This window comes from Burkholderia sp. AU33423 (genome assembly GCF_002223135.1).
Taxonomy (GTDB): domain Bacteria; phylum Pseudomonadota; class Gammaproteobacteria; order Burkholderiales; family Burkholderiaceae; genus Burkholderia; species Burkholderia lata_D.
Genome location: NZ_NKFH01000007.1, coordinates 25,898 through 50,061 on the forward strand (window position 1 = coordinate 25,898; position 24,164 = coordinate 50,061).

A 24,164-nucleotide genomic window follows, 5' to 3' on the forward strand; every position below is an offset into this window, starting at 1 on the left:
CCGGTACAGATTCAACGGGACATGTGAAATGGCCATTATCGATTTCTACGACCGCGGGTGGCGCATCAATCCCGACGGCATCGCGTACATCCAGGACGAGCGCAGCTATACGTTCCAGGAGATCGGCGAGCTGTCGTGCCGCATCGCGAACGGGCTGCTCGCCGCAGGCTTCGCGAAGGAAGCGAAGGCGGCGGTGTGGGCGGACAACGACGTGACCGGCTGGAGCTGCGCGCTCGGAATGTGGCGCGCGGGGCTCGCGTACATCCCGGTCAACGGCCGCAATGCGCCGGCCGAGAACCAGTACGTGCTCGACGCGTTCGACTGCGAGGTGCTGTTCTTCCACCATGCGTTCGCGGATGCGATCGACGCGCTGCGGCCGAGCCTGCCGAAAGTGCGGCTGTGGGTGTGCATCGACGCCGACCTGCCGTGGGCGCCGTCGCTCGCGACGTGGAGCGAAGGGCAGCCGGCCACGCCGCCGGCCGTCGACTACGCGATGGACGACGTCGTCACGCTGTCGGCCACCGGCGGCACGACCGGCTTGCCGAAGGGCGTGATGAACACGCACCGCTCGTTCCAGACGTATTTCGCGAACTTCATGATCGCGATGTCGTACGGCGCGGAGCGGTCGGTGAACCTCGCCGCGGCGCCGATGACGCACACCGCCGGCATGATGTCGCTGCCGTGCACCGCGCGCGGCGGCACGGTCGTCGTGCTGCCGAAGCCCGATCCCGCGCTGCTGCTCGGCGCGATCGTCAAGCACCGCGTGACCGAGTTTTTCCTGCCGCCGACCGTGATCTACCGGCTCCTCGACATCCCCGGCATCGACAAGGTCGACTTCTCGTCGCTGCGCTACTTCCTGTACGGCGCCGCGCCGATGTCGGTCGAGAAGCTCAAGCGCGCGATCGACGTATTCGGCCCGGTGATGACGGGCGGCTACGGCCAGACCGAGGCGCCCGCGTCGATCTCGTACCTGACGCCGGCCGAACATTTCATCGACGGAAAGCTGGCGCCGGACGAACGGCTGGCGTCGGTCGGCCGCCCGAATCCGCTCGTGCGCGTCGAGATCGTCGGCGAACGCGGGGACGTGCTGAAGCAGGGCGAGACCGGCGAGATCTGCGTGCGCGGCGACCTCGTGATGAAGGGTTACTACCGCGCGCCGGACAAGACGGCCGAGACGATCGTCGACGGCTGGCTGCACACCGGCGACATCGGCCATCTCGACCGGGAGGGCTACCTGCACATCACCGACCGCAAGAAGGACATGATCATCAGCGGCGGCTTCAACGTGTATCCGAGCGAAGTCGAGCAGGTGATCTGGTCGCACCCGGCGGTGCAGGACTGCGCGGTGATCGGCGTGCCCGACGAAAAGTGGGGCGAAGCCGTGAAGGCCGTGGTCGAGCTCAATGCGGGCCAGCACGTGAGTGCCGACGAACTCATCGCGCTGTGCAAGGCGCAACTCGGCTCGGTGAAGGCGCCGAAGAGCGTGGACTTCATCGCCGCGCTGCCGCGCAGCACGGCCGGCAAGGTGCTGAAGAAGGACCTGCGCGAACAGTACTGGCAGGGCCAGCAACGCAGGATTTGATCCGCATCGACAGGGATTCCAGACGATGAGCAACATCTACATCGCCGGCATTGCGATGACCGTGTTCGGCAAGCACCCCGACCGCAGCGTCGACGACCTCGCGCGCGAGGCACTGCAGCGCGCGTTGCGCGACGCCGGCTGCCATGCGGATGCGATCCGCGCGGCGTTCTACTCCGGCATCACCAACGGCGCGTTGCAGGGGCAGCTGTCGATTCCCGGCCAGGTCGTGTTCGGCAAGATCGGCCTCGACGGCATTCCGATGTTCAACGTCGAGAACGCGTGCGCGTCCGGCAGCACGGCCGTGCACCTCGCGGTGCGCGAGCTGCAGGCCGGCGCTTGCGACGTGGCGCTCGCGCTCGGCGCGGAAAAGATGAACGTCGCGGACAAGGCGAAATCGTTCGCGCTGTTCGAGGCCGGCTGGGACGTCGCGCGCGTCGACGAGAACTTCGCGACGCTCGCGCGGCTCGGCGAAGGGATCGAGCCGCCGCCCGGCTCCGAATCCGAGCGGCCGTACAGCCGCTTCATGAAGATCTACGCGGCGCTGTGCCGGCATCACATGCACACGTACGGCACGACGCAGCGGCAGATCGCGGCCGTGTCCGCGAAGAACCACGCGCATTCGGTGCACAACCCGTACTCGCAGTTCCGTCAGTCGTTCACGATCGACGAGGTGCTCGCGGCGCCGCCGATCACGTATCCGATCACGCTGCCGATGTGCGCACCGCTGTCGGACGGCGCGGCCGCGGCGATTCTTTGTACCGAGGAAGGGCTCAAGCGCATCGGCGCCGATCGCAGCCGCTGCATCCGGATCGCAGCGAGCGTGATGCGCAGCTTCACGCGTCGCCGCCTCGACGAGCCGCACAAGCACATCGGCCGGCTCGCCGCGCTGCAGGCATACGAGCAGGCGGGCGTCGGCCCGGAGGACATGGACGTCGCCGAAGTGCACGACGCGTCGGCGATGGGCGAGATCATCCAGGCCGAGAACCTCGGCTTCGTGCCGTTCGGCGAAGGCGGCCCGGCCGCCGAGCGCGGCGAGTTCACGCTCGGCGGGCGGATTCCGATCAACACGTCGGGCGGGCTCGAATCGAAGGGTCATCCGCTCGGCGCGACCGGCATCGGCCAGCTTTACGAACTGGTCACCCAGTTGCGCGGGGAGGCCGGGGCGCGTCAGGTGCAAGGCGCGCGCCATGCGATCCAGGAGAACGGTGGCGGCCTGCAGGGCATCGAGGAGGCCGCGCTGGCGATTCACATACTCCGCAAGGACTGATGGAGACGGACATGAGCGGCGCATACGGTGCGGGGACGGCCGGGCAGACGGGACCGGTGGGGCCGGTGGAACGGCCGGCGGCAGCGCGTACGGCGGGCGGCGTCGGCGCGGCGGCGGCGATGCAGACGGCCGGGACGGACCCGGCGGGCCCGCTCGCGCGATGGGGTGAGGAAATCCGCGCGGAGGCCGCGCTGCAGAAGTATCGCGCGATCGGCGGCTGGATCGACGCGCCGGATCGCGCGCAGCCGCCGCTCGAAGGCGACGTGCACGCGGACGTGGTCGTGGTCGGCGCCGGCTTCGCCGGGCTGTCGACCGCGCTGGAGCTGGCGGCGCGCGGCGCGAGCGTCGTCGTGCTCGAACGCGAGTTCGCGGGCTTCGGCGCGAGCGGACGCAACGCCGGCTATCTCGCCGGTGGCCAGGGGCTCGAATACGACCTGTTCGTCAAGCGCGTCGGCCACGAGCAGGCCAGGCGGATCGTCGCTTTCTACGACGAAGGCGTCGCCTATGTCGAGCGCAAGCTCGCCGAATACGCGATCGATTGCGACTACCGCGCGTCGGGCATCCTCCGCGCGGGCGTGCATCCGTCGCAGGAGAAGCGCCTGCGCGAAAGCATGAAAACCGGCATCGAACTCGGCTCGCCCGCGCAGTTTCTCGACGGCGCGGCGATGCGCGCGCGCGGCATTCCGCCGGCCTTCCTGTTCGGCGCATACGTGCCGGGTGGCGGCACGCTCGATCCCGGCAAGTACGTGGCGGGGTTGCGGCGCGCGGCGTTGGCGGCCGGCGTGAAGCTCTACGAGAACACCGCGGTGCTCGGCTTCGACGAAGGCCCGACCGTGCGCGTGCGTACCGCGTGCGGCAGCGCGAGCGCGCCGGTGGCGGTGCTCGCGACCAACGCATACACGCCGCAACTCGGCCTGCTCGGCGACAAGGTGATGCCGCTGCGCGTATCGGCGCTCGAAACCGAGTCGCTGTCCGATGCACAGCTCGACGCGCTGGGCTGGCCGAACCGCGAAGGCATCGTGACGTCGCACCTGACGATGGAAAGCCATCGCCTCACCGCGCGCAACACGCTGTTGCTGACGACCAAGCGGCTGCACTACGTGTACGGCTCGCAGACGCCGAACGTGCGGGACGACGATGCGTATCGCGCACTCGCGAAGACGCTGCACGCACGCTTTCCGCAACTGGGCAACGTGCCGGTGCGCGCATGCTGGAGCGGCTACATCTCGTTCGCCGGCGACGCGTTGCCGGTGGTCGGCGCGGCCGGCGCGCACCGCAACGTGTTCTACACGGCCGGTTGTTCGGGACATGGTGTCGGCACGCAGTCGCTGATCGGGCGCGTGCTGGCCGAGCGCATTCACGACGGACAATCGACGTTGCTCGATGCGCTGACGCACAGGACGCCTACCGTGCCGCCCGAGCCGCTGCGATGGTGTGCGATGACCGCGGCGCTCGGCGTCGCGAACCTGCTCGACGCACGCGTGAACCGCAAGGTGAAGCCGATGTAGCGATGCATGCGCGCGGCGCGGGAGCGCGGATCCAGCCGGACCGCCTGGCGGCTCGATGGAAAATGAGGCTCGCATCGGGTATAGTCGTTTGCGCTCCGTAAGGTACGGAGCGTCCATTCGACGAAGCCGAAACGCCATCTTCACGACGAACACGATGACAGTGTCCAACGAGCAGCGCAGCACGAGAAAGCGGCGCACTTCGACTGCCGCTGCAGCAGCGAGCAACCCCGACGGTCTGCGGGCGCAAGGCCTGCGCACGCGCAACACGATCATTCGCGTCGCGCGCAAGCTGCTGCTCGAAGGCGGCCCGCTGGAATTCTCGCAGCGCGCGGTCGCCGCCGCAGCAGGCATCAGCGTCAGCAATCTGCAGTACTACTTCCCGACGCGGATCGCCGTGCTGCGGGCCGTCATCGAGCCGGTCATCGACACGTATCTCGAGGACATGAAGCGCGCGCTCGGCAGCGATGCGTCGCCGCGCGACGTGTTGGACGAGATGCTCCAGCGTTCGATCTCCGATGCGAAGGATGCGAAGTACAACGCACTGTTCCGGCATCTCCTGTCGTTCGCGGCCACCGATCCCGAGTGCTTCAAGCTTTACGACGAGTGGTACGCGACGCTTACGCGAGACCTCGCGCAACTGCTGCGTGCGGTCAATCCCGCATTCAGCGCGGCCGACAGCCGGCATGCTGCGACGATGCTGATCGCGCTCGCCGACGGTCTCGCGATGCAGTACGGCACCGGGCGCCAGACACAGGCGCTCGACGCGTATTTCGCCGCGACGTCACGCGCGATCGCATACGGCACGCTGGCGGCACCGGCCGGAAAATAGCGAATAGCGCCGCGCTGCGCACGGCAAACGGCGTATGAACGGACAGGGGAATACCCTGTCTTTTTTTTGCTTCCTGTATTTGTCATGATGACCTATGTTTGGTATGTATTACTAGATATGGGCAGCCGGGCGTGTCTGCTGCCCTGGTCGACATGACTGGAGTCCAGGAGGAGAACGGAAATGATTCGTCTGAACAAGTCCGCGGCGTTGCCGCTGGTCGGCTTGACCGGCTTCGAGACGCCGCTGAGCGAAGAGGAAGGCGCGATCCAGCACACGGTTCACCGCTTTGCGCGCGACGTGCTGCGACCGATCGGGCGCGAGCTCGACCGGATGACGCCGGAGGAGGTGATCGCGCCCGGTTCGCCGTACTGGGCCGCGATCGTCGAGAGCGCGAAGCTCGGTCTCGATCCGCAGTTGATCGCGCAGTTTCCGCCGGAAACCGCGGTGCGCATCGAGTCGCTGATCGGCGAGGAGCTGGGCTGGGGCGACGCGGGGCTGGCCGTGTCGATCGGCGCGGCGACGATGCCGCTGATGATGGCGCATTCGGTCGGCAATCCGGAGCTGGTCGAGATGTGCGCGGGCAAGGTCGGCTGCTGGATGAACACGCAGCCCGATCGCGGCTCCGATGCGGCGATCCTGTATCGGCAGGAACTCGGCGCGAACGGCCGGCAGCCGGTCGGCAACGTGACCGCGAAGGTCGGCGCCGACGAGATCGTGATCAACGGGCAAAGCTCCGCCTGGATCTCGAACGGGTCGGTCGCGCAGGTCGCGCTCGCGTACATGGCCGCCGACTACGGCGACGGGTTCTACGGCGAAGGCGAACGCAGCCAGTTCACCAACGGCATCGCGATGATCCTGCCGCTCGATCTGCCGGGCGTCTCGCGCGGCAAGCCGCTCGACAAGATCGGCCAGCGCTCGCTACCGCAGGGCGAGATCTATTTCGACAACGTGAAGGTGCCGAAGCGTTTCGCGATCGCGCTGAAGGACGACTATCTCGGCAATCTCGCGTCGACGTGGTCGTATGCGGGCACGCACATGTGCCAGGTGTTCGTCGGTGTCGCGCGCGCGGCGTTCGAACTCGCGCTCGCGTATTGCCACGAGCGCAAGCAGGGCGGCGCGCTGTTGATGGATCACCAGATGACGCACCTGCGCATCGGCGAGATGCTGCGCCGGCTGGAGATGGCGCGCGCGATCGCGCGGCGCAGCCTCGCGTTCTCGCGGATGTCGCCGCAGAGTCATCCGTACGCGACCGCGCAGGCCAAGGTCAGCGTGACCGAGGAAGCGATGAAGATCACGCACGAGGCGTTTCAGCTGTTCGGCGGCAACGGCACCACGCGCGAGTTTCCGATCGAGAAGCTGTTCCGCGACGTGCGTTCGGCGCTGATCGAGGATGGCGAGAACTACATCCTCGCGTCGCGTCTCGGCGTGCTGGCCGGCGAGCTTTATCAGAACGGGTGGACGCGCGAGTAAGCGGCGCGTGCCGTCATGCGGCAAGCCGCGCGCCCTGGCAGAACGTCGCCCCGGTGCGCGGCGCGCACGACGTCAGTTCCCCACTTCCTTCAGCAACGCGGCGGCGGCGAGCTTGCCGACACCGTTGGACGCGAGCGGACTGTCGCCCGTGATCAGTTTGCGGTCCTGATGGCAGCGCCCGGTCATGTCCTTGTTCAGCACCTTGGCGCCGAGTTTCTCCAGGCGGTCGGCGACGAGCCATGGCAGCGGGCCCGGCATGTAGCCGATGTCGAGGTTCGGACCGGTGTCGAGCGCGTCGGGAAACACGCAGATCTCGTAGTCCTTGAGCGGGTAGTCTTCCGGGGCCTCGTCGATCGCCGCCGACAACAGGCACGCGGGGCCGTGGCATAGCGTGACGATGTACCGATCGTTGTCGAGCGCCCACTTGAGCGTTCGTTTGACGTCTTTGCTGTGCGGAATGCCGGCGAGCGCGCCATGGCCGCCGGGAATGAACACAGCGATGTACGGCGAATCGGCGCCGAGGTGGTTCTCGAGCACGTCGGACAGCTTCAGCGGCGTCTTGAGCTTCTGTAGATATTTCCGGTACGTGCCTTGCACCGCTTCGTCGTCCTTCGGCATCGCCCACAGCTCGAGCTTCGCCGGATTGCCGGAGAGCGTCGCGACATCGATCTCGAAGCCGGCCTTGTCCATGTGATGCATCGGCAGCAGCATCTCGACCGGATGATTGCCGGTCGAGAACATCTTGCCGTTCGTCATCAGGACGTAGCGCTCGTCGGTCGCGATCATCAGGACCTTCCACTTGCCGCCGGTGTACGGATTCGGGTAGTCCGCGCCGTCGAAATCGGTCTTCGACGACGTGTATTGCGACAGCGAATACGGCGACGGAAAGAACGCGTTGTTCTCGGCGGGATCGGGGGCGGGCGTTCGGTCCGTCTGCGTCGTGTCGGAAGTCATGGCTGCTCCTTGTTCGGGGATGGGTTCGGGGGTGACGGCATGGGTTCGCCGGCGGCCGGTCTCGATGCGCATGGCGGAACCAGCCGCGCCGGCCTTCCGTTCATGCCTCGTCGTGTGGACGGGGACCCGACGACGAGGATCCGCGCTGCGATGAATCCTACAACGCCGCGTTGCGGCGAACGCCCCCCCGAACAGGTGGGTCGCGCGCCGCGGCCCCCGCGATGTTCGTACGAAAGGCCGAACGCCCGGCCGTTCCGCCGGCGTCCCTCCCCCTGAACAGGGGGGGCGCGAAACCCGACCCGTCCGGTATCGTGACCGCAATCGCGACGACCGGCCAGGTCGCTTATGGAGGCATTCATGAATTCGTCATACCCGCTTCCGGACGATGAGGCGGCTCCGGCCGCGCATGCGTATCCGCTGCTGATCAAGCAACTGCTACATGCGCCGCTCGCGACGCGGCCCGAGCAGGAGATCGTGTACGGCGACCGGGTCCGGCACGACTACTGGACGTTTCGCCATCGCATCGGTCAGCTCGCGAGCGGACTCACGGCGCTCGGTGTGGATACCGGCGACGTCGTGGCCATGATGGACTGGGACAGCCATCGCTACCTCGAGTGCTATCACGCGATTCCGATGATGGGCGCGGTGCTGATGACGGCCAACGTGCGGCTGTCTTCCGATCAGTTGCTGTACACGCTCAACCATTCGGGCGCGCGTGTTCTGTTCGTGCACCGCGATTTCCTGCCGCTGCTGGCGGGCATGCGCGACCGGTTGACCGCGGTGACGCACTTCGTGCTGATCGCCGACGGCGGCGACGTCGACCTGCCCGATGGCTTCGCCGACGAATACGAGCGGCTCGTCGCGGCCGGCTCGCCCGATTTCTCGTTTTCCCGATTTCGACGAGCAGACCCGCGTGACGACGTTCTATACGACGGGCACCACCGGGCTACCGAAGGCGGTCGCGTTCACGCATCGCCAGCTGGTGCTGCACACGCTGGCCGGCATGGCCGCGTTGTCGAGCGCTCGCGATCGCGGGCGCGTGCATCGCGACGACGTCTACATGCCGATCACGCCGATGTTCCACGTGCACGCGTGGGGCATGCCGTATATCGCGACTGCGCTCGGCCTCAAGCAGGTCTATCCGGGGCGCTATTCGCCGGAAGGCTTGCTCGCGCTGATCGCGCGCGAAGCGGTGACGTATTCGCACTGCGTGCCGACGCTGCTCGCGATGATTCTCGACAGCCGGGCGTCGGCTGCGACGGACCTGTCGTCGTGGAAAGTGATCGTCGGCGGCTCGCCGTTGCCGGAAGGACTGTTGCGCGTTGCGCAACGCGAGGCACGGGCGGCGCTCGCGCGCGGCATCGAGGTCTGCACACCGGATACGGAATGTCGGAAACGTGCTGCGGAATCGGCCGATCGAATGTCATGGTGACGTAGGCAGCCAACGACTGCTGATGGCCAGCTGTTGCCTGCCGCAGCGACGCACGGCATTTGATTCGACGAATGAGCGCTTCGGTCACGACTCTCATGGTCGCAACGGGACTACACTGAGGACGCTATAGCAGGAGGAGACAGCGATGACAAACTCTGACCCCCAAAGTACCTTCCAGGGGCTGCCGTTAACCGCGGAGCAGGACGCGGAAGTGAAACACTACATAAAGGTCCGAACCAGGCGTGGCCTGCCATGGGACACGCCGGAGCTGAGCGCGATGCTCAAGGACATGCTGCTACCCCCGGGTGACGGCAACAGCGATGTCGACTCCCTGGAAGACGAAACTAAAGCGGCCGCCGAGCGCGCAACGGCGTCGGTTGACGAAGCGATGGACCCTGTCGAGGCGAGCGAGGAGCGGAATGCGGCCATGGAGTCGGAAAGCATGAAAGGACCCAGACGATAAAACCGCAGGCGATGACGCTTGCTTCCCGGTAGCGCCGTATGAGGGGGATCGTGAGGTATTCCGCGTGAGTTCGGTGTGCATGATTTCAACGCTCGAACGCGTGCCGTCGGCCCCGTGACATCGAGCCGCGCGACATCTCCGCTGAACACGAGGGGGCCGGATATGCGGCTGATCGAATCGGATGAACACAGGGACTTTCTGGCGACCTTGGAGCGCCGTGGCTTGGCAGAGGGCGATTTCGATCTTCAGGAAACGGATACGACCGACCCGAAGGGTGATGAGAACCTCGGTCTACAAGGCTATGTCACCATCACCAGGCTCTCGACGCAGATTACGAAGGAATACGTGATCGGCGACGAAAGCGACTGGCTACAGCATTTCAGGAAAGATCTTGAAGCGGGTGCCTTCGATCGACTGGATTGATATCCCGACGCGACGCGCCGCACTCGGGAGGAAGTTCGGCACACGAGAGTCGCGGACTTCGAGGATGCGGAACGCATGCGGCCCGATCTGGCGATGATGAGCCCGTTAGAGGGCGTGCTTGCTGCCTTGGTCTGTGGCCCTCCAAGGATGGCCATCCTCTCGACCGACCTTCGACACCGCGTCAGCCTGCTTTGGCAGCAGCATGTATTGCCGTCGGCCTCGATCCCGGCGACGCCCTGATCGCTCGGGCGGCTGGCGTGCCACCCGAATTTCAATTCATCGACGCGGGGAGATCGTCGGCCAAATGCGCGTCGAGCCATTCGAGCGCCCAGTTTTTCGCAAAGGCAATCGCATCCTCGCGAACGTCGAAGCCAGCCAGATCTCCGCTCAGTTGAACGTCGCACTCACTGCCGTCTGCACGATCGATGCTGATCCGCACGTGTGCCATGTATTCCCCGTCGGCCCTGCGCGGTGTCGGGTCGACATGGAATCGGGTTGGGTCGACTTGCATTTTCCTTCCTCCTTCAGTTGCTGCGGGGCCCGTGGCCACCGCGAAGTGTATCGTCGCGACCAGAACAGTCAAAGCTTGAGGAGTGCCATGATCTGGCCTGCTTCCTGGTCCGATTCGCAGCTCGCCATTCCGCCTTTGCGCAACAGCGCGCGAATCGAGAAAAACATCAGGAAGGCATCCTCATCGATTTCATGACGACGATCGAGAATGACGCCGTCCATCTCGGCACGAGCGTCATACGGCAGGAACTGTTCGATGACACCAGAACCATCGCGTCGAATCCATTTCAACAAGTCTTTTCTGTTCATATCCAGCCTCCCGACGTTGCCGGTGCGCCATGCGCGAGGCGTGTTTGAGTCTTTGGCGGCGCCGCGGACGCAGAAACAGGATGGACCGAGGAAGAGATCAGGACGCGTTATCCAACACGCTCGTGTCCTGTAGACATGCATCGATCAGGCGATTCGCATACGCAGCCGATATGCGGCGCGCTCGTCCGCATTGCGCGGTTTCGATGAGAGGCCCGATCACGTTCGGAGGGGGGCGCCTTGAGTGGCGCGGGAATCGGTAGCGAGTCAGTCAACAAATCCATCCTACGCCCATTGGCGAACTTGTACAGCGAAAGTTCTGCGCGAACCGCCGCATGGCATGCCGCCCCGATTGGGCGCGGGACCGACCGGCTCAGCCGCGTGTGAACAATCGCCGATACGCGGGGAGATGGTGCCCTGACGGTACCCTCACTTTCAAGCAGGCGCTGTCCGCACGCACAACTACGAAGCTCGTTTCGACGCGCCGGTCAAGGTTTGCCTTCGCGGCACTGACACCACGCTGACCCGGAGCCAGACCTTCAAGCTTGTCGACGGTTCGCCGTTTGTCAGTGCCGGTGACGCACGTCGGGCTTCGCAACGTTATGCAGAAGACATCATCGACCAGAACCAAGGTGAACATTGGATGCTCGACGCAGTACGTTGATGCGGATCTCTGATGTGCAGCAATGCATGGGAGCACGCGACAATCGGAGATGCGCGTCCCGAACTGAAATTGGGCAAGCCGACGCCATGCTGCCGGTCAACGGAAAACTCGCGACGAAAAACCAACATTCCTTTCTGTCCAGCGCTCTCAAAGCAGATCAGCGGGTGAGCGGCCGCATTATGCAACTGCCGCGCTACGCGCTAATGGGCGTCGTGTTGCCAAGCGACGCTGCGTAACGACCAAGCCGCCGACGCAGGTTCAATCGGTTCCTTGCGTCTTTTCGTGCCCCTGGATTTGTTCTTCTAGCAAAGTGCGCGCGAGCGCTCGAGCGGCGTCGCGCGCTTCCACGTCTGTCGCAAAATCCTCTTCGGTATCGTGTTGCTCAGAGGAGCCTGGATCCTCTCCGATGTGGTGCAAGTGGACGATTCCGCGATAGCGCCCACACATCGTCTTCATCACGCGAAGGCGTGCCACGTGCGTGTGGGTTGTACACACTTCATCATCCATGATGCCTTCCTTGCCAAGCCCCCTGGCGAGACAACGACATAGCCGACTTCATCCGCTCGCCTGCATCGGCGCGTTTGGTCCCCGGCAAACTTCAGTGAGGCGGGGCTATCGCCGGCAGCGCGGAGAAGTCAATGTTTGCGGTGCATCCACCCCAAGTGATGGGAATCCAACCACTGAACGACTTCCATACTTGAATGCTCGCTCCGGTAACGGCGCGCCAACGCGACTGCAACCACCGCGACCACCGCAAAACCAACCACCCAACCAATCATCGACTGAGTCATGACAGCCTCCTTGTGGAATGCAGCCATGACTGAATTCTAGGCGTCTTGGGGGAAGGATTCACAAGTCCTGCGCCACGCCGCGTGGACGAACCGCCTCCACATGCACGATCCTGGGGAAAGTACGCTCGACCTCCGCCTGATCGCTTGCGCCCCATCTCCAAGGATCTGGGGCGCAAGCGATTAAGCAGGTCATACACCGGAAAATGGTCGCGTCGGAAAGCGAACTTCTGCTGTCTCGCCACCAGGATGTCGGCAAGCGCGCGCTCATGCGTCTTGCGAGAGGCTGCGGTTGATCAGCCGCCGGGCCAACAGGCGCCATCCGATAGCTTCGACGCCGCCGACATCCAGAACGGATCGCCGCTCTCAGGTCGCCCGGGCGATAGGGGCGCATGCTCAGTCGAATCCGAGATATCTGTCGCCATGCGTCAGGCGTCGAGGCGGAAATCCTGTTGACGTACGAGCCGCGGTGAGGCCTGACCGTCACGCGGCTCACACATCAAGTGATTATAGAACTGTACTCATTGCGTGAAGCGCTCGAAGCCAAGGCGGCGAGCCTGGCAGCGCAGCATGCGCATCTGCCCGATACAGACGCCGTTCGCGACGCCGTCACCCGATGTTGAGGTCCGCAAACTACCGTTCGTTGTGTGCGAGCCGGTGCGAAATACACACTTTCGCGCGGACATACGGACGAATGGGAGCGAAAAAGAAAATGCCCGCTCATCAAGCGGGCATTTGAGGAGGTGGGGCGAGAACATGCCGCGGAACCACGTCCAAGCCGGTAAGCCCCGCTCCCTGTTTTCTTTTACCGAACATAGGTTGGCCATGACGTGAAAGTAGCCGCTATTTTGCAGATCCGCAACGGATGTACCCGACCCTATCCGGCCGCGCCGGTCTCGAGCGATGTAACGTAACGCAGCAGGTCTTCAGTACGCCCTTCTGAAACGAGCTGCTCAGCAGTCTTGCAATCAAAGGTCGGCAACGGTTCATTGCGATACCAGAAGAGCGCCCTCTGAACGTCGCCGGAGATATCGGTAGCCGCTCGGATGATCCGAAGTGCGTCCCGAAGGAACTTCTGCACGCGTTCAGAGCCCGCCAGTCGGCTCACGGTATTGCGATGGACATGGGCCAGCCGTGAGAGCGTTTGCATATCGATATACAAGGCGGCCGCGAACCGGCGAGCTGAGACGATCGGCGCGCCGCTATCACGGTCCCTCAACAACTCCATGAACTGGTCGAAACCACCGGATGGCGTTGGGTCTTAGTCGACGTTTGGATCCATAGCAGATTGCTCAACGCACACTATATGCACATTTATGGCACATGCTGATCAGTCTGGTTGGATTCTGATGCGCACTTCTGCGCCGATGCTTGTTGCCAAGCGCCGCCGAGACACGTGGTCGGAAGCGGGCAACATCCCGAAGACGACTTTTCTGAGAATTCCCGTGCCCAAGGACACTTTTTTCTGAGACGAGCGCCATGCAGTCGTCTCAGAAAAGATGTCCAAGTCCTTGATTCGTATAGGGTGCCAAAGACAACTTTTCTGAGAGCCCACACTTGTTTTGTGATGCGTCGATCTGGTCGCGCGACGTCCTGCAACAACTCCGCGGCAACGTCGCGTTCGGCTCGGCCATTTGCCCCGGCTTGCACATTGACCACCAGACTGTGCAACGATTCGTTATAACCGTCCTCGCCTCGCATCGGCTTGCTTTTCCTTGATCTCGGGAACGGCCTGCTGGCGATCGCCTTTTCTGATAGCCCGCAACTTCCAGTCCGTGAATAAAACCGTCATTTGTTTACTTTAAAATGCATTTCATTATGCTTTCTGTGAATTTCATTTATTTTCCGTTTGAGGATTTTTAACGAATCATAAAATTTGGCGCTGAATTTGGACTCGAATGTTTGTTGACAGACGTTGGCAGGTTGACTAGATTAGCCCCATGAACGCACTTTTCGTTACGACTACCGCGACCACTACCACGACCGCCAACGGCGGGCCGGGGGGAGGTTGCACGTCGTAAGTCAGTGCCTCAACCATCCCTAAGCCCCGCCGGAAACGGACGGGGCTTTTTTGTGCTCCGTCGACCGGTATCAAGTCAATGGAGAATACGATGGACGAATTCGATCACCGAGTGCTCGGCAACAAACTCGATCTGTTTCATCAGCAGGATGAAAGTCCGGGTGCCGTCTTCTGGCATCCGCGCGGCATGGTTCTTTATCGGGTTGTCGAGGAATATATCCGCGTCCGGATGCGTCAGGCGGGCTTTTCTGAAGTGCGGACGCCTCAGATCGTCTCGCGCGATCTTTGGGAACAGAGCGGTCATTGGGAGAAATTCGGGCGAAACATGTTTTCACTCGAGAGTGACAACAATCCGTACTGTCTCAAACCGATGAGTTGTCCGTGCCATGCGCAGGTTTTCAAAAAAGGCAGTCGGTCTTACCGCGATCTCCCAATCCGATATTCCGAATTTGGGGCGGTCCACCGGGCCGAACCGTCCGGGGCGTTGCATGGCCTCATGCGTGCCCGTGCGTTCACGCAGGACGACGCTCACGTGCTTTGCATGCAGGATCAGGTCGAGGTTGAAGTCGCACGATTCTGTGTGTTGCTGAAGACGATCTATGCAGACTTCGGATTTGGCGAATTTGATGTGGCTTTGTCGACGAGGCCGGCGGTCCGCGCGGGTGACGATGCGGTCTGGGATCGCTCGGAAGCGATGCTGGCATCCGCTGCACGCGCGGCAGGTCTCGATTTCGCGATCCAGGCGGGAGAGGGGGCATTTTATGGTCCCAAGCTCGAATTTCATCTGCTCGACCGCCAAGGACGAAAGTGGCAGTGCGGGACGATCCAGCTCGATTTCGTATTGCCGGAACGGCTCGGTGCGTCATATGTCGCAGAGGACGGTGCGAAGGCAACGCCCGTCATGTTGCACCACGCGATCCTGGGCAGCCTCGAACGGTTCATCGGTATTCTTCTCGAACACTACGAGGGATGGTTGCCGACCTGGCTGGCACCAGACCAGATCGTCGTTGCGAACATTGGGAAAGATGAACGCGCATTTGCCGACAACGCGGCGTTCGCTTTCGAAGACGCCGGCTGTCGGGTGCTGAGGGATTTCCGCGCCGAGCGCCTGCCGCGCAAGATCTTCGATGCAAGGGAACTGGCCGCGCCGATCGTCGCAATTGCAGGACGCAAGGAGGCGCTGGCCGGAGAGGTGTCGTTACGAATGAGGGACGGGGAGCAGCACGTTCTGACGATCAACGATGCGCTCGCATACGTCAAGCAGCATGCGCGCGTTCCGTCAGCGACGCGGGTGTTCTGATTCGACGACGGGGCCGTTTCCTGCTATTGCAGGCGGATTGATGACACCTTGAGAATTCATCGAATCGATTTTCAAACATAACTTGATCAGTAACTCTAACAATTATGAGAGAAGCAATCGAACGCATCATTCTATGGGCCGAAGGATGTCGTGAGTCCGCATCGTGTCGGTGCGGTGAGCGGATGCTTGAGATGGTGTTCAAGATCGGCAGTTGCACTTGCATGGACGAACTGGGCCGGATGCGCGCGCTGCGCTCGAAGTATTGCGGGAATCGTTCAATCATGGCATCAGCCCTCATGCGAGGACACCGAGGCCGACGAGGGGCTGTGGCCTTTTCGAATGCGGGGTGCGAGCGAGACCAGCAACCCGAGGCAACCCATGCACACGGACAGCACCATGATCACCGTGTCTGGTCCGAAACGCGTCGAGAACGCGCCTACCGCGACGCCCGCGAGCGGCTGTGTCATGTTGTTGAGGAGGATGACGACTCCCGTCGTCTTGCCGTAGTCGCGCGTGGGGATGATCTTCTGCCGCGTGCTCCGGATGTACACGTTGAACATCTTGTCGAATCCGACGATCAGCAGGAAGCCGAAAACGTACCCCGCAATTCCCGGGCTGGCTGCCGCGATAACGCCGCCGACACAGATCGACCCGAAGCCGACGAGGCCGAGGACGCGCCTCGGGACATGCAACCTCGCCGTCATCAGCAGAATCGCGATCGTCACGCACGCGCCAGCCGTTTGCAGTCCTGCGTAATAGCGTCCGCTTTCGTGATGAAAGCCGGTGACCATCGCGGCGGATGTCGCGAGCGTGACGCCGATCACGAGGTTCTCCGCGGCAGCCAACATGATGACGGACTTGAGGCCCGGGAGATGGATGACGTGAGACAAGGCCGTCTTGATCGGTGTGAACCAGGTGCCGTGCGTGCCTTCCGGCATCACGAATTCGAACGCGCTGGCCTTTTGCCAATAGGCAAGCGCGACGTCGGCCGTGACAAACAGCACGGCCGCGGCCACCACGACGAATTCCCAGCGCCACCACGACAGCAGGATCGCCGCGAGCATGGGGCCGAGCACCAGACCAAGCTGGTCGGCCAATTGCGAATACGACAATACCTTTTCGAAGCGATGGTTGCTGAATATCTGCGGCAGCATCACTTCGCGCGCAACGATGCCCTGACTCGTCAGCATGCCGCACAACGCGGACAGCGCGATCAGCCATCCGATGCCGCCGACGAGGTCGTAGGCGGCGACGCCCGCGATGCATACCGCCGCGCGGAGAACCTGACTGACGCGTATCAGTTTCGTAGGCGAATACCGGTCGCAAAGCGCGCCTAGAAACGGGAAGCACAGGTATCTCGGCAGTGTTTCGAGCGAAAACGCGATGCCCGACCAGGACACGCGTCCTGTCATCTGAAAGATGACCAGCGGCACGAGAAACAACAGAATTTGGTCGGCGAGGCGGGCAAGGAAAAGCGAATGGAAAAAGGCTTGATGCTGGGCGCGCACGAACAGTCACCTTTCTTTTGCACGGAGCACGCGATGCACGCGCGCTCCTGCGGACGTTGCCGGGAGGTCCGGTACTCCGGGGCCTCCCGGAATGAGCGTATCGAGCCTCAGTAAGCGGACGCTTCTGCAGACCCCAGGTTGTCACAGCGGAAGCGAAACCACGAAAAAGCAAGCCAGTGCCCGTATCAGAATAGCCGGCTAAATCATGTAGTTTTTCAACATTAACCGCTGACGGCGCGGCTGGTCAAGGGCGGGATACCGGGAATTTACGGTGATTCTGTATATCTGCCTTGGAGGTATTAGGGAGTGGATCTGGATAGGCGCAATGTAGTTTATCTACATTTTTGTGGGTTGCCTGGGTGGCCAACATAGTCCGTCGCGGTGTTCCCTGGCAGCGACACTGCCTTGTGATCGCGACGCAGCTAACAAGCAGAGTTCTCCCGTTCCCGGTCCCGCCGAGGAGGTCAGCACTATCGAGACTATGGATCAACCGTTGCCGAGGGAGTACGTCAGGATGAAGTCGATCAAGCTGGGCGCGGACAAGCGATTTGGCGTGCTCAGGGAATTGTTGAGATTGTGTGGCGTAGTTTTTTGGCTACTGTCAAGGCATGTGCATAAGAAAATCGCGGCAAAGGTGCCGTGTGAGTATTCACGGCGTCAAGCAAAAAAATCATTTAATAACAGCGGTTTGTGTATTTGTATGAGTTTTTCGTTGCGAAAAGAGAAATACACAATTTCTATTTAGTCGTGGGTCTCGTTACTTTCACCGCTCTTACACTCGCGATTCCCAAACGGGCATCTATCCGGGAGTGACCAACGAAACAAGGTCCTCCGGGCGGTTGCAGACCGTTTATGAACAAGGTCGCGAGACCTGCCTCTTTTTAGAAGGGAGCACCACGAATGAACAAGACCCTGATCGTTTCTGCCGCTGCGGCATCGTTCGCTACCGTCGCTCACGCGCAAAGCAGCGTGACGCTGTACGGCGTGCTGGACGCAGGCATCACCTACCAAAGCAACGTCCAGACTGCATCGGGCGAAGGCAAGTCGCGCTTTTCGATGGGTTCGGGCATTGACCAGAGCCGTTTCGGCCTGCGCGGCGCGGAAGATCTCGGCGGCGGCCTGAAGGCAATCTTCACGTTGGAAAGCGGCTTCAACATCGGTAACGGCAAGTTCGCGAACGGCAACGGCGGCATGTTCAACCGCCAGGCTTTCGTCGGCCTGTCGAGCCAGTACGGCACGGTCACGCTGGGTAAGCAGTACGACGCAACGCAAGACTACCTGGCACCGCTGACGGCAACGGGCTCGTGGGGCGGCACGTACTTCGCGCACCCGCTGAACAATGACCGCCTGAGCACGAACGGCGACGTCGCGCTGAACAACACGATCAAGTTCACGAGCGCAAACTACGCCGGCCTGCAATTCGGTGGCACGTACTCGTTCTCGAACAGCACGAACTTTGCCAACAACCGTGCATACAGCGCCGGCCTGTCGTACCAGTTTGAAGGCCTGAAGCTGGGCGCAGCGTACTCGCAAGCGAACAACGCGGGCCTGTCCACGTCGGGCGCGGTGAACCCGACTGTCGATACGAACGGCAACGCATTCGGCATTCAGGGCCGCACGCGTACGTATGGTATTGCCGCAGCCTATGCATTCGGTCCGGCTCAAGTCGGCGCGGCATGGACGCAATCGCGTCTCGACAATCAGACGAACGGCCTGGGTACGCTGCGCGCGGACAACTACGAAGTCAACGCGAAGTACAACCTGACGCCGGCTCTCGGCTTGGGCGCTGCCTATACGTACACGAACGCGAAGCAGAACGGCAACAGCACGCACTGGAATCAGTTCGGCGTGCAAGCTGATTACTTCCTGTCGAAGCGTACGGACGTCTACGCTCAGGCGGTGTACCAGCGTGGTACGAAGGGCGCCGGTTTGGGCGCATCGATCTACAACGGCGACATCAACGCGTTCCCGAGCTCGAAGGTCAGCCAAACCGCCGCAACGGTCGGCCTGCGTCACCGCTTCTAAGCGTGACGGCTGGCTAGTCGGTTCCGAAAAAGCGCCTTCGGGCGCTTTTTTTTGATGTCTGAATTCGAGTCTGGAAAATCATCAGTATTGCGAAACGATGGAGAATTGTCGATTTCGATTTTGGCGGGAATGTGACGGCGAAGTGAGGGAGCATGCTTGAGAGGTTGAGACAGTGCGCTGCCCAATATGGTTGGCAATGTTTGGCGAGCGAGTGGAGGGGTGTCAATTCACGTCATCGGTTCGCTTGCGCTCGTGGGCATGTTTTTGAGCGTGTGGCATTGACCTTGCTCTATCGAAACGGCGGTGCACCGGTATGCACATCCTGTCAGCAGGAAGATATTCGTGATAGATGGTTGGCGAAATTGGCAGAGCGAGGAGGGACGCTGCTGAGTGGTCCATTCGTTGGATTATTTGCGCGTTACCAAATTCGTTGCGCAGCGGGACACGAGTGGAGCGTGGAGGGAAGGAAGATCAGTGAGGGCCGTTGGTGTCCGAACTGCGCGCATAGTGACGCGACGCGGCGAAGCGGTTGTTCGGATGGTTTGGCCCGGCTTCACGCTAAAGCAAAGGAGAGAGACGGAAAATGTCTTTCGGCTCACTATACGATCGAAAGTCGTCTATATCGATTCGAATGTGCAAAGGGGCATCGTTGGGAAGCCAGGGCAAACGATATTTTCCGGGGAACCTGGTGTGGTCGTTGCGCAAAGCTAACCTCCTCCGGGCTGGTTGATCCCAATGGATTGGCACGTCTGCAGGCGGCCGCCCGCAAAAAGGGAGGCGTTTGTTTGGCAGATGCTTATGTGGGCTCAGCCGAAAAATACCCTTTTCGTTGCGCGGCGGGACACGAATGGATGGCGATAGCGAGTCAGATTTGGCTCGGACACTGGTGTCGGCAATGTGCCGGCCTCAAATTGCGTCAGACAATTGATGACATGCGGGCGCTTGCGACCGCTCGTGGTGGACTGTGTTTATCGAAAGAGTATCAGGGGCGGCGGACCAAATTGACTTGGCAATGCCATCGCGGCCACGTCTGGGAGTCTCGGCCGATTAATATAAGTGCGGGAACATGGTGCCCGCAATGTGCGATTACTAACCGCACTCGCCGTAGAGACAATTGAGCGCGATACCGGCCTCAAAGCCTCGGGATGTGCATATCCCGTTTGGAAATAGTACGGATCCCGCAACGCCAACGGTTACCGCGAAGTGCGGCCGCGTCGACCGGATGGTTCCCTTGCACAATGATCATCTCCCCGTGCAAGACACGACATGAATGGTGATGCTGTCAGCGCGACCTCGGCGGGCGCGCCGACAGCGAAATTGCACCGTGTGACATGACGGGCGGAATGCGCACTTAATTCATCGCATGCGCGTTCGCCAGGCGTCAACGAACGGCTCAGTCAGCGTTTCAGTCGTAGTACGCGTCGTCGTATCGATGTTTGTTGCGACGCATCCTGCGCATGTTGTCGCGGTCCCGTGCATCGTCGCGCTCCCGCGCGTTGCGGCCGAGGTTGCCCCCCAGCGCCGCGCCGCCGCCACCGCCGAGCGCCGCACCGAGGAGCCCGCCGTTGCGGCCGCCCATCGCATGGCCGGCCGCGGTGCCCGCGCCGCCGCCGAGTGCGCCGCCAATGATCGCGCCGTCGCGCTCGTCGCGATTCGCCGCGATCGCGCCGCCGGCGCCACCACCGATCGCGCCGCCCACCACCGCGCCGGTGCGGCCGCCCAGTGCATCGCCGACGGTTGCGCCGGCGATACCGCCCAGCGCACCACCGAGCGCGTTGTCCCAGTTGTCTGCCGCGGCCGGCAGTGAAATCACCGCAGCCGCGGTGACGATGAATGCGGAGGCGATCCTCTTCAACATGCGAATGCTCTTCCTTGTGCTCAATCTGAAGTCCGGTTTCTTGCGTTTCTACCGATTCGTTTCAACGCGTGTTTTCAACGAAAGGCCGGCGAAAGATAGCACTCCCATTCAAACCCGGATCGCCATTGTCGTAACAGATTGTGTGCACCTGGAAAGCCCCTTCGGCATCGCTGCTTTTTTATCCAGACTCCATTGTTTCTCCATCAAACCGCACAAAAACGTCCATAGAAGCCAAGCTCTTACATCGGCATCGACGTCGTGAACGCATCCGCCAGAAACTCGCCGTCCGCCAGTCGATGGTGCCGAATGAAGTCGCGCTGCGCGGATTCGACCATCACCGGCGCGCCGCATGCATACACCTGGTGGCCCGACAGGTCGGGCAGATCCTCGATCACCGCGCGATGGACGAAGCCGGTGCGGCCCGTCCATTGATCGCCGGCGTCCGGCTCGGAGAGCACCGGCACGTACTTGAAGTTCGGGATCTCGCGTGCCCACTGCTCGGCGAGTTCGCCGAGGTAGATGTCCTTCTTGCGGCGCGCGCCCCAGTAGAGCGTCGTCGGGCGCGTGATGCCCGTGTGCTTCACGTGCTCGATGATCGCCTTGATCGGCGCGAAGCCGGTGCCCGATGCGAGCAGCACGATCGGCTTGTCGGAATCTTCACGCAGGAAGAACGTGCCGAGCGGGCCTTCGAAGCGCAGGATGTCGCGCTCCTTCATCGCGCCGAACACGTGGTCGGTGAACTTGCCGCCCGGCATGTGGCGGATGTGCAGCTCGATCGGGCCTTCCTCGTGCGGCGCGTTCGCCATCGAGTAGCTGCGGCGCGAGCCGTCCTTCAGGATGAACTCGACGTACTGGCCCGCGAGATACTGCAGGCGTTCGTTGGCAGGCAACTGGAGCTTCACGACCATCACGTCGTCGGCCTTGCGCTCGAGCGCGGCGATGCGGCACGGTAGCTTCTTGACCTGCACGCCGTCGACGCCGGCGATTTCACGCACGTCGATTTCGAGGTCGCACTGCGCCTTCGAGCAGCACAGCAGCGCGAGGCCGCGCGTGCGCTCGTCGTTGGACAGCGCCGACGCGGCGTGCGGGCCCTGTTCGATCTGGCCCGACACGATCTGGCCCTTGCAGGAGCCGCACGCGCCGTTCTTGCAGCCGTACGGCAGATGGACGTTCTGGCGCAGCGCGGCCGCCAGCACGGTTTCATCCGACTCGACCTGGAATTGCCGGCCGCTTTGCGTCAGTGCGACTTTGAATGTCATGGTGTGTTTGACGGCGGTGTGCGGACACCGGTGTCGCCCGATCAAACCGCGCGTCCGCACGTCAGAAGAAGGTATCAGGCGGTGCGGACGACCGCTTGCGCGCGGATCCGCCAGCCGAGCGCTGCCGCAATCGCGGCGAACCCCGCCAGCGCCCACATCGGCAACGACAGCCCGAGAATCGGCGGATACAACGTTTCGCACAACCCGCCGACCTTGAAGACCAACGGCAGCCAGTGTGCCGGCGGCAGGCCGTCGACCACCGGCTGCAATGCATCGAAGCCGCAACTGAATCCCGGGTGAGCCTGCACGTAGATGTGCCGTATGGCGACCGCCGCGCCGGCCAGTGCGGAGGCCAGCGAGAGTCCGCGCAGCAACGCAACGCGGCGCCCGCCTGCTGCCCCTACGAGCGCGAACAGTGCGATCAGCAGGAACAGATAGCGCTGGATGATGCACAGCGGGCACGGATCCTCCTGCCACGCCAGCTGGATCCACAGTGCGCCGGCGACGAGCGCGAGGCTGCCTGCGCCGATTGCCAGCAGCGTCCACCGTTCCGCGCACGTGGCGTCGATCGGGGCGCTCATCGCACGGCTCCGAGTGCGCTGACGAGCGACTCGAACACGCGGTCGACATCGCGCGTGTCGGTCCGCCAGTTGCAGAACGCGGCGCGCAAGCCCCACGTGCCCGCATGGACCGTCGTCGTGATGAAGACGTCGCCGAGATCGCGCACCGCGCGCATGTATGCGTTGACGCGTGCCTCGTCGGGCTGCTCGGCGAGCGTGAAGCAGACGACGTTGACGCGGGTCGGCGCCAGCAACGCCAGGCCCGGCTGCTCGGCGATCTGCCTGCCGAGCCGATGCGCGAGCGCGATGTTGCGCCGGACGATTTCCGCATGGCCGTCGCGGCCGTACGCGGCAAGCGCGAACCAGGTCGACAGTGCGCGCAGCCGGCGCGAATTCTCCGGCGTGAGGTGGACGAAGTCCGGATTGTCGGTCGGCACGCCCAGGTACGCGGAGCTGTTCTGGAAGACCCGCACCTGCAGGTCGCGCCGGCGGCTGAACTGCACCGCGGCGTCGTACGGCACGTTCAGCCACTTGTGCAGGTCGATGCAGATCGAATCGGCGTCGTCGAGGCCACGCACGAGCGCGGCGTGGTCGGGCGACAGCGCGGCGAACGCGCCGAACGCCGCGTCGACGTGCAGCCAAAACGGATAGCGCGACCGGAGCGCGGCGATCGCCTGCAACGCGTCGTAGTCGACGGTATTGACGGTGCCGGCGTTCGCGACGACGATCACCGGCTCGCCCGCGAAACGCTGCAGCGCGGCCTCGAGCGCGTCGACGTCGATCGCCTCGCGGTCCTTCAGCGTCGGGATCTTCTGTACCGCGCGACGCCCGATGCCGAGCACGGAGAGCGCCTTGTAGATGCTCGAGTGCGGGGTGCCGGACAGCACGCGGATCGGCGGCAGCATGCCCACGCCATCCTCCGCGATGTCGACATGCTCCGGGCATCGTTCGCCCAGCCATTCGCGGCCGATGGCGAGCCCGACCAGGTTCGACATCGTCGCGCCGCTGACGAGCACACCCTGCTGCGCATCCGACAATCCGAACAGCTCGCGCAGCCGTGCGACGGTTTCGCGCTCGAGATCGGGGGCCGAGCTGTCGATGCCCGCCGTCGGGTTCTGGTCATACACGCTGGTCAGCCAGTCGCCGGCGAGCGCGGCGGGCGTGGCGCCCCCTGTCACGAAGCCGAGGTAGCGCGCGCCGGCGCTCCCGGAGAAGCCGGGTGCCCAGCGCGCCAGGAAATCGTCCAGTGCCGCGTCGAAGCCGGGGCCCTGGGCCGGTAGCGGGTGCGGCACGGCAGCGGGCGGCGCGAGCGCGGCCGGGCGCTCGTCGATGCGGTCCAGCACGTCGAGCGCGTGATCGAGGGTACGCTGCAGAACCGCTTCGATGCCGACGAGGTCGTGTGAGAGTTTGGCGTCCATGCTGTCAGTGGAGGTGGGTG

21 protein-coding genes and 2 pseudogenes are annotated in these 24,164 nt (G+C 63.0%); 12 read left to right on the forward strand and 11 right to left on the reverse strand.

Features of this window, described 5'->3' with window-relative positions; translation table 11 throughout:
* Positions 1 to 28: 28 nt before the first annotated feature.
* The 5 genes from CFB50_RS18410 (at position 29) to CFB50_RS18430 (ending at position 6,656) form a co-directional block, all read left to right on the forward strand.
* The gene (locus tag CFB50_RS18410; RefSeq protein ID WP_069250421.1) at positions 29 to 1,582 is read left to right on the forward strand and encodes an AMP-binding protein; all 1,554 of its coding nucleotides are present in this window, start codon (positions 29 to 31) and stop codon (positions 1,580 to 1,582) included.
* A 25-nt stretch (positions 1,583 to 1,607) separates the two neighbouring features.
* Positions 1,608 to 2,849 carry a thiolase family protein gene (locus CFB50_RS18415; protein ID WP_069250422.1) on the forward strand — a complete coding sequence of 414 codons (1,242 nt, stop codon included), beginning with the start codon at positions 1,608 to 1,610 and terminating at the stop codon, positions 2,847 to 2,849.
* 11 nt (positions 2,850 to 2,860) lie between these two features.
* Positions 2,861 to 4,357: an NAD(P)/FAD-dependent oxidoreductase gene (locus CFB50_RS18420; protein WP_089448358.1), complete on the forward strand. Its 1,497-nt coding sequence runs from the start codon at positions 2,861 to 2,863 to the stop codon at positions 4,355 to 4,357.
* A gap of 154 nt (positions 4,358 to 4,511) precedes the next feature.
* A complete protein-coding gene (locus tag CFB50_RS18425) occupies positions 4,512 to 5,186 on the forward strand; it encodes a TetR/AcrR family transcriptional regulator (protein WP_174948432.1) in 675 nt (224 codons plus the stop codon).
* A gap of 180 nt (positions 5,187 to 5,366) precedes the next feature.
* Positions 5,367 to 6,656, forward strand: a complete 1,290-nt coding sequence (locus tag CFB50_RS18430) for an acyl-CoA dehydrogenase family protein (RefSeq protein WP_089446796.1) — start codon at positions 5,367 to 5,369, stop codon at positions 6,654 to 6,656.
* A gap of 72 nt (positions 6,657 to 6,728) precedes the next feature.
* Here the strand turns inward: CFB50_RS18430 and hchA are convergent, their stop codons facing one another.
* Positions 6,729 to 7,610 carry a glyoxalase III HchA gene (gene hchA, locus CFB50_RS18435; RefSeq protein ID WP_069250425.1) on the reverse strand — a complete coding sequence of 294 codons (882 nt, stop codon included), beginning with the start codon at positions 7,608 to 7,610 and terminating at the stop codon, positions 6,729 to 6,731.
* Positions 7,611 to 7,967: 357 nt separating this feature from the next.
* On the opposite strand from hchA, the pseudogene CFB50_RS18440 reads away from it, so the two are divergent.
* The 3 genes and pseudogenes from CFB50_RS18440 to CFB50_RS18450 all read left to right on the forward strand — a co-directional run.
* Positions 7,968 to 9,011, forward strand: a pseudogene (locus CFB50_RS18440) (AMP-binding protein); the annotation flags it as partial.
* Between the two features lie 176 nt (positions 9,012 to 9,187).
* Positions 9,188 to 9,505: a hypothetical protein gene (locus tag CFB50_RS18445; RefSeq protein WP_089446797.1), complete on the forward strand. Its 318-nt coding sequence runs from the start codon at positions 9,188 to 9,190 to the stop codon at positions 9,503 to 9,505.
* A gap of 162 nt (positions 9,506 to 9,667) precedes the next feature.
* On the forward strand, positions 9,668 to 9,928 hold the full coding sequence (locus CFB50_RS18450) for a transcriptional regulator (RefSeq protein ID WP_089446798.1): 261 nt from the start codon (positions 9,668 to 9,670) through the stop codon (positions 9,926 to 9,928).
* A gap of 271 nt (positions 9,929 to 10,199) precedes the next feature.
* Here the strand turns inward: CFB50_RS18450 and CFB50_RS18460 are convergent, their stop codons facing one another.
* Together CFB50_RS18460 and CFB50_RS18465 are read right to left on the reverse strand one after the other, a co-directional pair.
* Positions 10,200 to 10,439 carry a hypothetical protein gene (locus CFB50_RS18460; RefSeq protein ID WP_089446799.1) on the reverse strand — a complete coding sequence of 80 codons (240 nt, stop codon included), beginning with the start codon at positions 10,437 to 10,439 and terminating at the stop codon, positions 10,200 to 10,202.
* 68 nt (positions 10,440 to 10,507) lie between these two features.
* Positions 10,508 to 10,747, reverse strand: a complete 240-nt coding sequence (locus CFB50_RS18465; protein ID WP_046548875.1) for a hypothetical protein — start codon at positions 10,745 to 10,747, stop codon at positions 10,508 to 10,510.
* A 421-nt stretch (positions 10,748 to 11,168) separates the two neighbouring features.
* Between CFB50_RS18465 and CFB50_RS40035 the strand changes: the two are divergent.
* Together CFB50_RS40035 and CFB50_RS39540 are read left to right on the forward strand one after the other, a co-directional pair.
* Positions 11,169 to 11,408 (forward strand): annotated as a pseudogene (locus CFB50_RS40035) (hypothetical protein); the annotation flags it as partial.
* Between the two features lie 86 nt (positions 11,409 to 11,494).
* Entirely contained in the window at positions 11,495 to 11,644 is a 150-nt protein-coding gene (locus tag CFB50_RS39540) for a hypothetical protein (RefSeq protein ID WP_156814593.1), read from the forward strand.
* A gap of 22 nt (positions 11,645 to 11,666) precedes the next feature.
* Here the strand turns inward: CFB50_RS39540 and CFB50_RS18475 are convergent, their stop codons facing one another.
* The 3 genes from CFB50_RS18475 to CFB50_RS18480 form a co-directional block, all read right to left on the reverse strand.
* Positions 11,667 to 11,915, reverse strand: coding sequence for a hypothetical protein (locus tag CFB50_RS18475; RefSeq protein ID WP_231937873.1), 249 nt, complete (start codon positions 11,913 to 11,915; stop codon positions 11,667 to 11,669).
* Positions 11,916 to 12,043: 128 nt separating this feature from the next.
* Positions 12,044 to 12,199, reverse strand: coding sequence for a hypothetical protein (locus CFB50_RS39545; protein WP_171026816.1), 156 nt, complete (start codon positions 12,197 to 12,199; stop codon positions 12,044 to 12,046).
* Between the two features lie 874 nt (positions 12,200 to 13,073).
* The gene (locus tag CFB50_RS18480; protein WP_069250429.1) at positions 13,074 to 13,424 is read right to left on the reverse strand and encodes a DUF2384 domain-containing protein; all 351 of its coding nucleotides are present in this window, start codon (positions 13,422 to 13,424) and stop codon (positions 13,074 to 13,076) included.
* 883 nt (positions 13,425 to 14,307) lie between these two features.
* Between CFB50_RS18480 and thrS the strand changes: the two genes are divergently transcribed.
* On the forward strand, positions 14,308 to 15,516 hold the full coding sequence (thrS, locus tag CFB50_RS18485; RefSeq protein ID WP_089446800.1) for a threonine--tRNA ligase: 1,209 nt from the start codon (positions 14,308 to 14,310) through the stop codon (positions 15,514 to 15,516).
* 287 nt (positions 15,517 to 15,803) lie between these two features.
* Here the strand turns inward: thrS and CFB50_RS18490 are convergent, their stop codons facing one another.
* The gene (locus tag CFB50_RS18490) at positions 15,804 to 17,024 is read right to left on the reverse strand and encodes an MFS transporter (protein ID WP_089446801.1); all 1,221 of its coding nucleotides are present in this window, start codon (positions 17,022 to 17,024) and stop codon (positions 15,804 to 15,806) included.
* 900 nt (positions 17,025 to 17,924) lie between these two features.
* Between CFB50_RS18490 and CFB50_RS18495 the strand changes: the two genes are divergently transcribed.
* Positions 17,925 to 19,049, forward strand: coding sequence for a porin (locus CFB50_RS18495; protein ID WP_089446802.1), 1,125 nt, complete (start codon positions 17,925 to 17,927; stop codon positions 19,047 to 19,049).
* Positions 19,050 to 20,454: 1,405 nt separating this feature from the next.
* Here CFB50_RS18495 and CFB50_RS18505 read toward each other — a convergent pair.
* The 4 genes from CFB50_RS18505 to CFB50_RS18520 form a co-directional block, all read right to left on the reverse strand.
* Positions 20,455 to 20,907 (reverse strand): glycine zipper domain-containing protein, encoded by a 453-nt coding sequence (locus CFB50_RS18505; RefSeq protein WP_089446804.1) that lies wholly within the window; start codon positions 20,905 to 20,907, stop codon positions 20,455 to 20,457.
* Between the two features lie 239 nt (positions 20,908 to 21,146).
* Complete coding sequence (locus tag CFB50_RS18510; protein WP_089446805.1) at positions 21,147 to 22,166, reverse strand: CDP-6-deoxy-delta-3,4-glucoseen reductase; 1,020 nt, start codon at positions 22,164 to 22,166, stop codon at positions 21,147 to 21,149.
* A gap of 74 nt (positions 22,167 to 22,240) precedes the next feature.
* Positions 22,241 to 22,747, reverse strand: a complete 507-nt coding sequence (locus tag CFB50_RS18515; RefSeq protein WP_089446806.1) for a disulfide bond formation protein B — start codon at positions 22,745 to 22,747, stop codon at positions 22,241 to 22,243.
* Positions 22,744 to 24,144, reverse strand: a complete 1,401-nt coding sequence (locus CFB50_RS18520; RefSeq protein WP_089446807.1) for a pyridoxal phosphate-dependent decarboxylase family protein — start codon at positions 24,142 to 24,144, stop codon at positions 22,744 to 22,746. Before CFB50_RS18520 ends, CFB50_RS18515 begins: the two co-directional genes overlap by 4 nt.
* Positions 24,145 to 24,164: the final 20 nt, after the last annotated feature.

What these genes read in the sequence shown, in the direction of transcription:
- CFB50_RS18410 (WP_069250421.1), top strand. Translation starts at nt 29, where the DNA reads ATGGCCATTATCGATTTCTACGACCGCGGGTGGCGCATCAATCCCGAC.
- CFB50_RS18415 (WP_069250422.1), top strand. Translation starts at nt 1,608, where the DNA reads ATGAGCAACATCTACATCGCCGGCATTGCGATGACCGTGTTCGGCAAG.
- CFB50_RS18420 (WP_089448358.1), top strand. Translation starts at nt 2,861, where the DNA reads ATGAGCGGCGCATACGGTGCGGGGACGGCCGGGCAGACGGGACCGGTG.
- CFB50_RS18425 (WP_174948432.1), top strand. Translation starts at nt 4,512, where the DNA reads ATGACAGTGTCCAACGAGCAGCGCAGCACGAGAAAGCGGCGCACTTCG.
- CFB50_RS18430 (WP_089446796.1), top strand. Translation starts at nt 5,367, where the DNA reads ATGATTCGTCTGAACAAGTCCGCGGCGTTGCCGCTGGTCGGCTTGACC.
- hchA (WP_069250425.1), bottom strand. Translation starts at nt 7,610, where the DNA reads ATGACTTCCGACACGACGCAGACGGACCGAACGCCCGCCCCCGATCCC.
- CFB50_RS18445 (WP_089446797.1), top strand. Translation starts at nt 9,188, where the DNA reads ATGACAAACTCTGACCCCCAAAGTACCTTCCAGGGGCTGCCGTTAACC.
- CFB50_RS18450 (WP_089446798.1), top strand. Translation starts at nt 9,668, where the DNA reads ATGCGGCTGATCGAATCGGATGAACACAGGGACTTTCTGGCGACCTTG.
- CFB50_RS18460 (WP_089446799.1), bottom strand. Translation starts at nt 10,439, where the DNA reads ATGCAAGTCGACCCAACCCGATTCCATGTCGACCCGACACCGCGCAGG.
- CFB50_RS18465 (WP_046548875.1), bottom strand. Translation starts at nt 10,747, where the DNA reads ATGAACAGAAAAGACTTGTTGAAATGGATTCGACGCGATGGTTCTGGT.
- CFB50_RS39540 (WP_156814593.1), top strand. Translation starts at nt 11,495, where the DNA reads ATGCTGCCGGTCAACGGAAAACTCGCGACGAAAAACCAACATTCCTTT.
- CFB50_RS18475 (WP_231937873.1), bottom strand. Translation starts at nt 11,915, where the DNA reads ATGGATGATGAAGTGTGTACAACCCACACGCACGTGGCACGCCTTCGC.
- CFB50_RS39545 (WP_171026816.1), bottom strand. Translation starts at nt 12,199, where the DNA reads ATGACTCAGTCGATGATTGGTTGGGTGGTTGGTTTTGCGGTGGTCGCG.
- CFB50_RS18480 (WP_069250429.1), bottom strand. Translation starts at nt 13,424, where the DNA reads ATGGAGTTGTTGAGGGACCGTGATAGCGGCGCGCCGATCGTCTCAGCT.
- thrS (WP_089446800.1), top strand. Translation starts at nt 14,308, where the DNA reads ATGGACGAATTCGATCACCGAGTGCTCGGCAACAAACTCGATCTGTTT.
- CFB50_RS18495 (WP_089446802.1), top strand. Translation starts at nt 17,925, where the DNA reads ATGAACAAGACCCTGATCGTTTCTGCCGCTGCGGCATCGTTCGCTACC.
- CFB50_RS18505 (WP_089446804.1), bottom strand. Translation starts at nt 20,907, where the DNA reads ATGTTGAAGAGGATCGCCTCCGCATTCATCGTCACCGCGGCTGCGGTG.
- CFB50_RS18510 (WP_089446805.1), bottom strand. Translation starts at nt 22,166, where the DNA reads ATGACATTCAAAGTCGCACTGACGCAAAGCGGCCGGCAATTCCAGGTC.
- CFB50_RS18515 (WP_089446806.1), bottom strand. Translation starts at nt 22,747, where the DNA reads ATGAGCGCCCCGATCGACGCCACGTGCGCGGAACGGTGGACGCTGCTG.
- CFB50_RS18520 (WP_089446807.1), bottom strand. Translation starts at nt 24,144, where the DNA reads ATGGACGCCAAACTCTCACACGACCTCGTCGGCATCGAAGCGGTTCTG.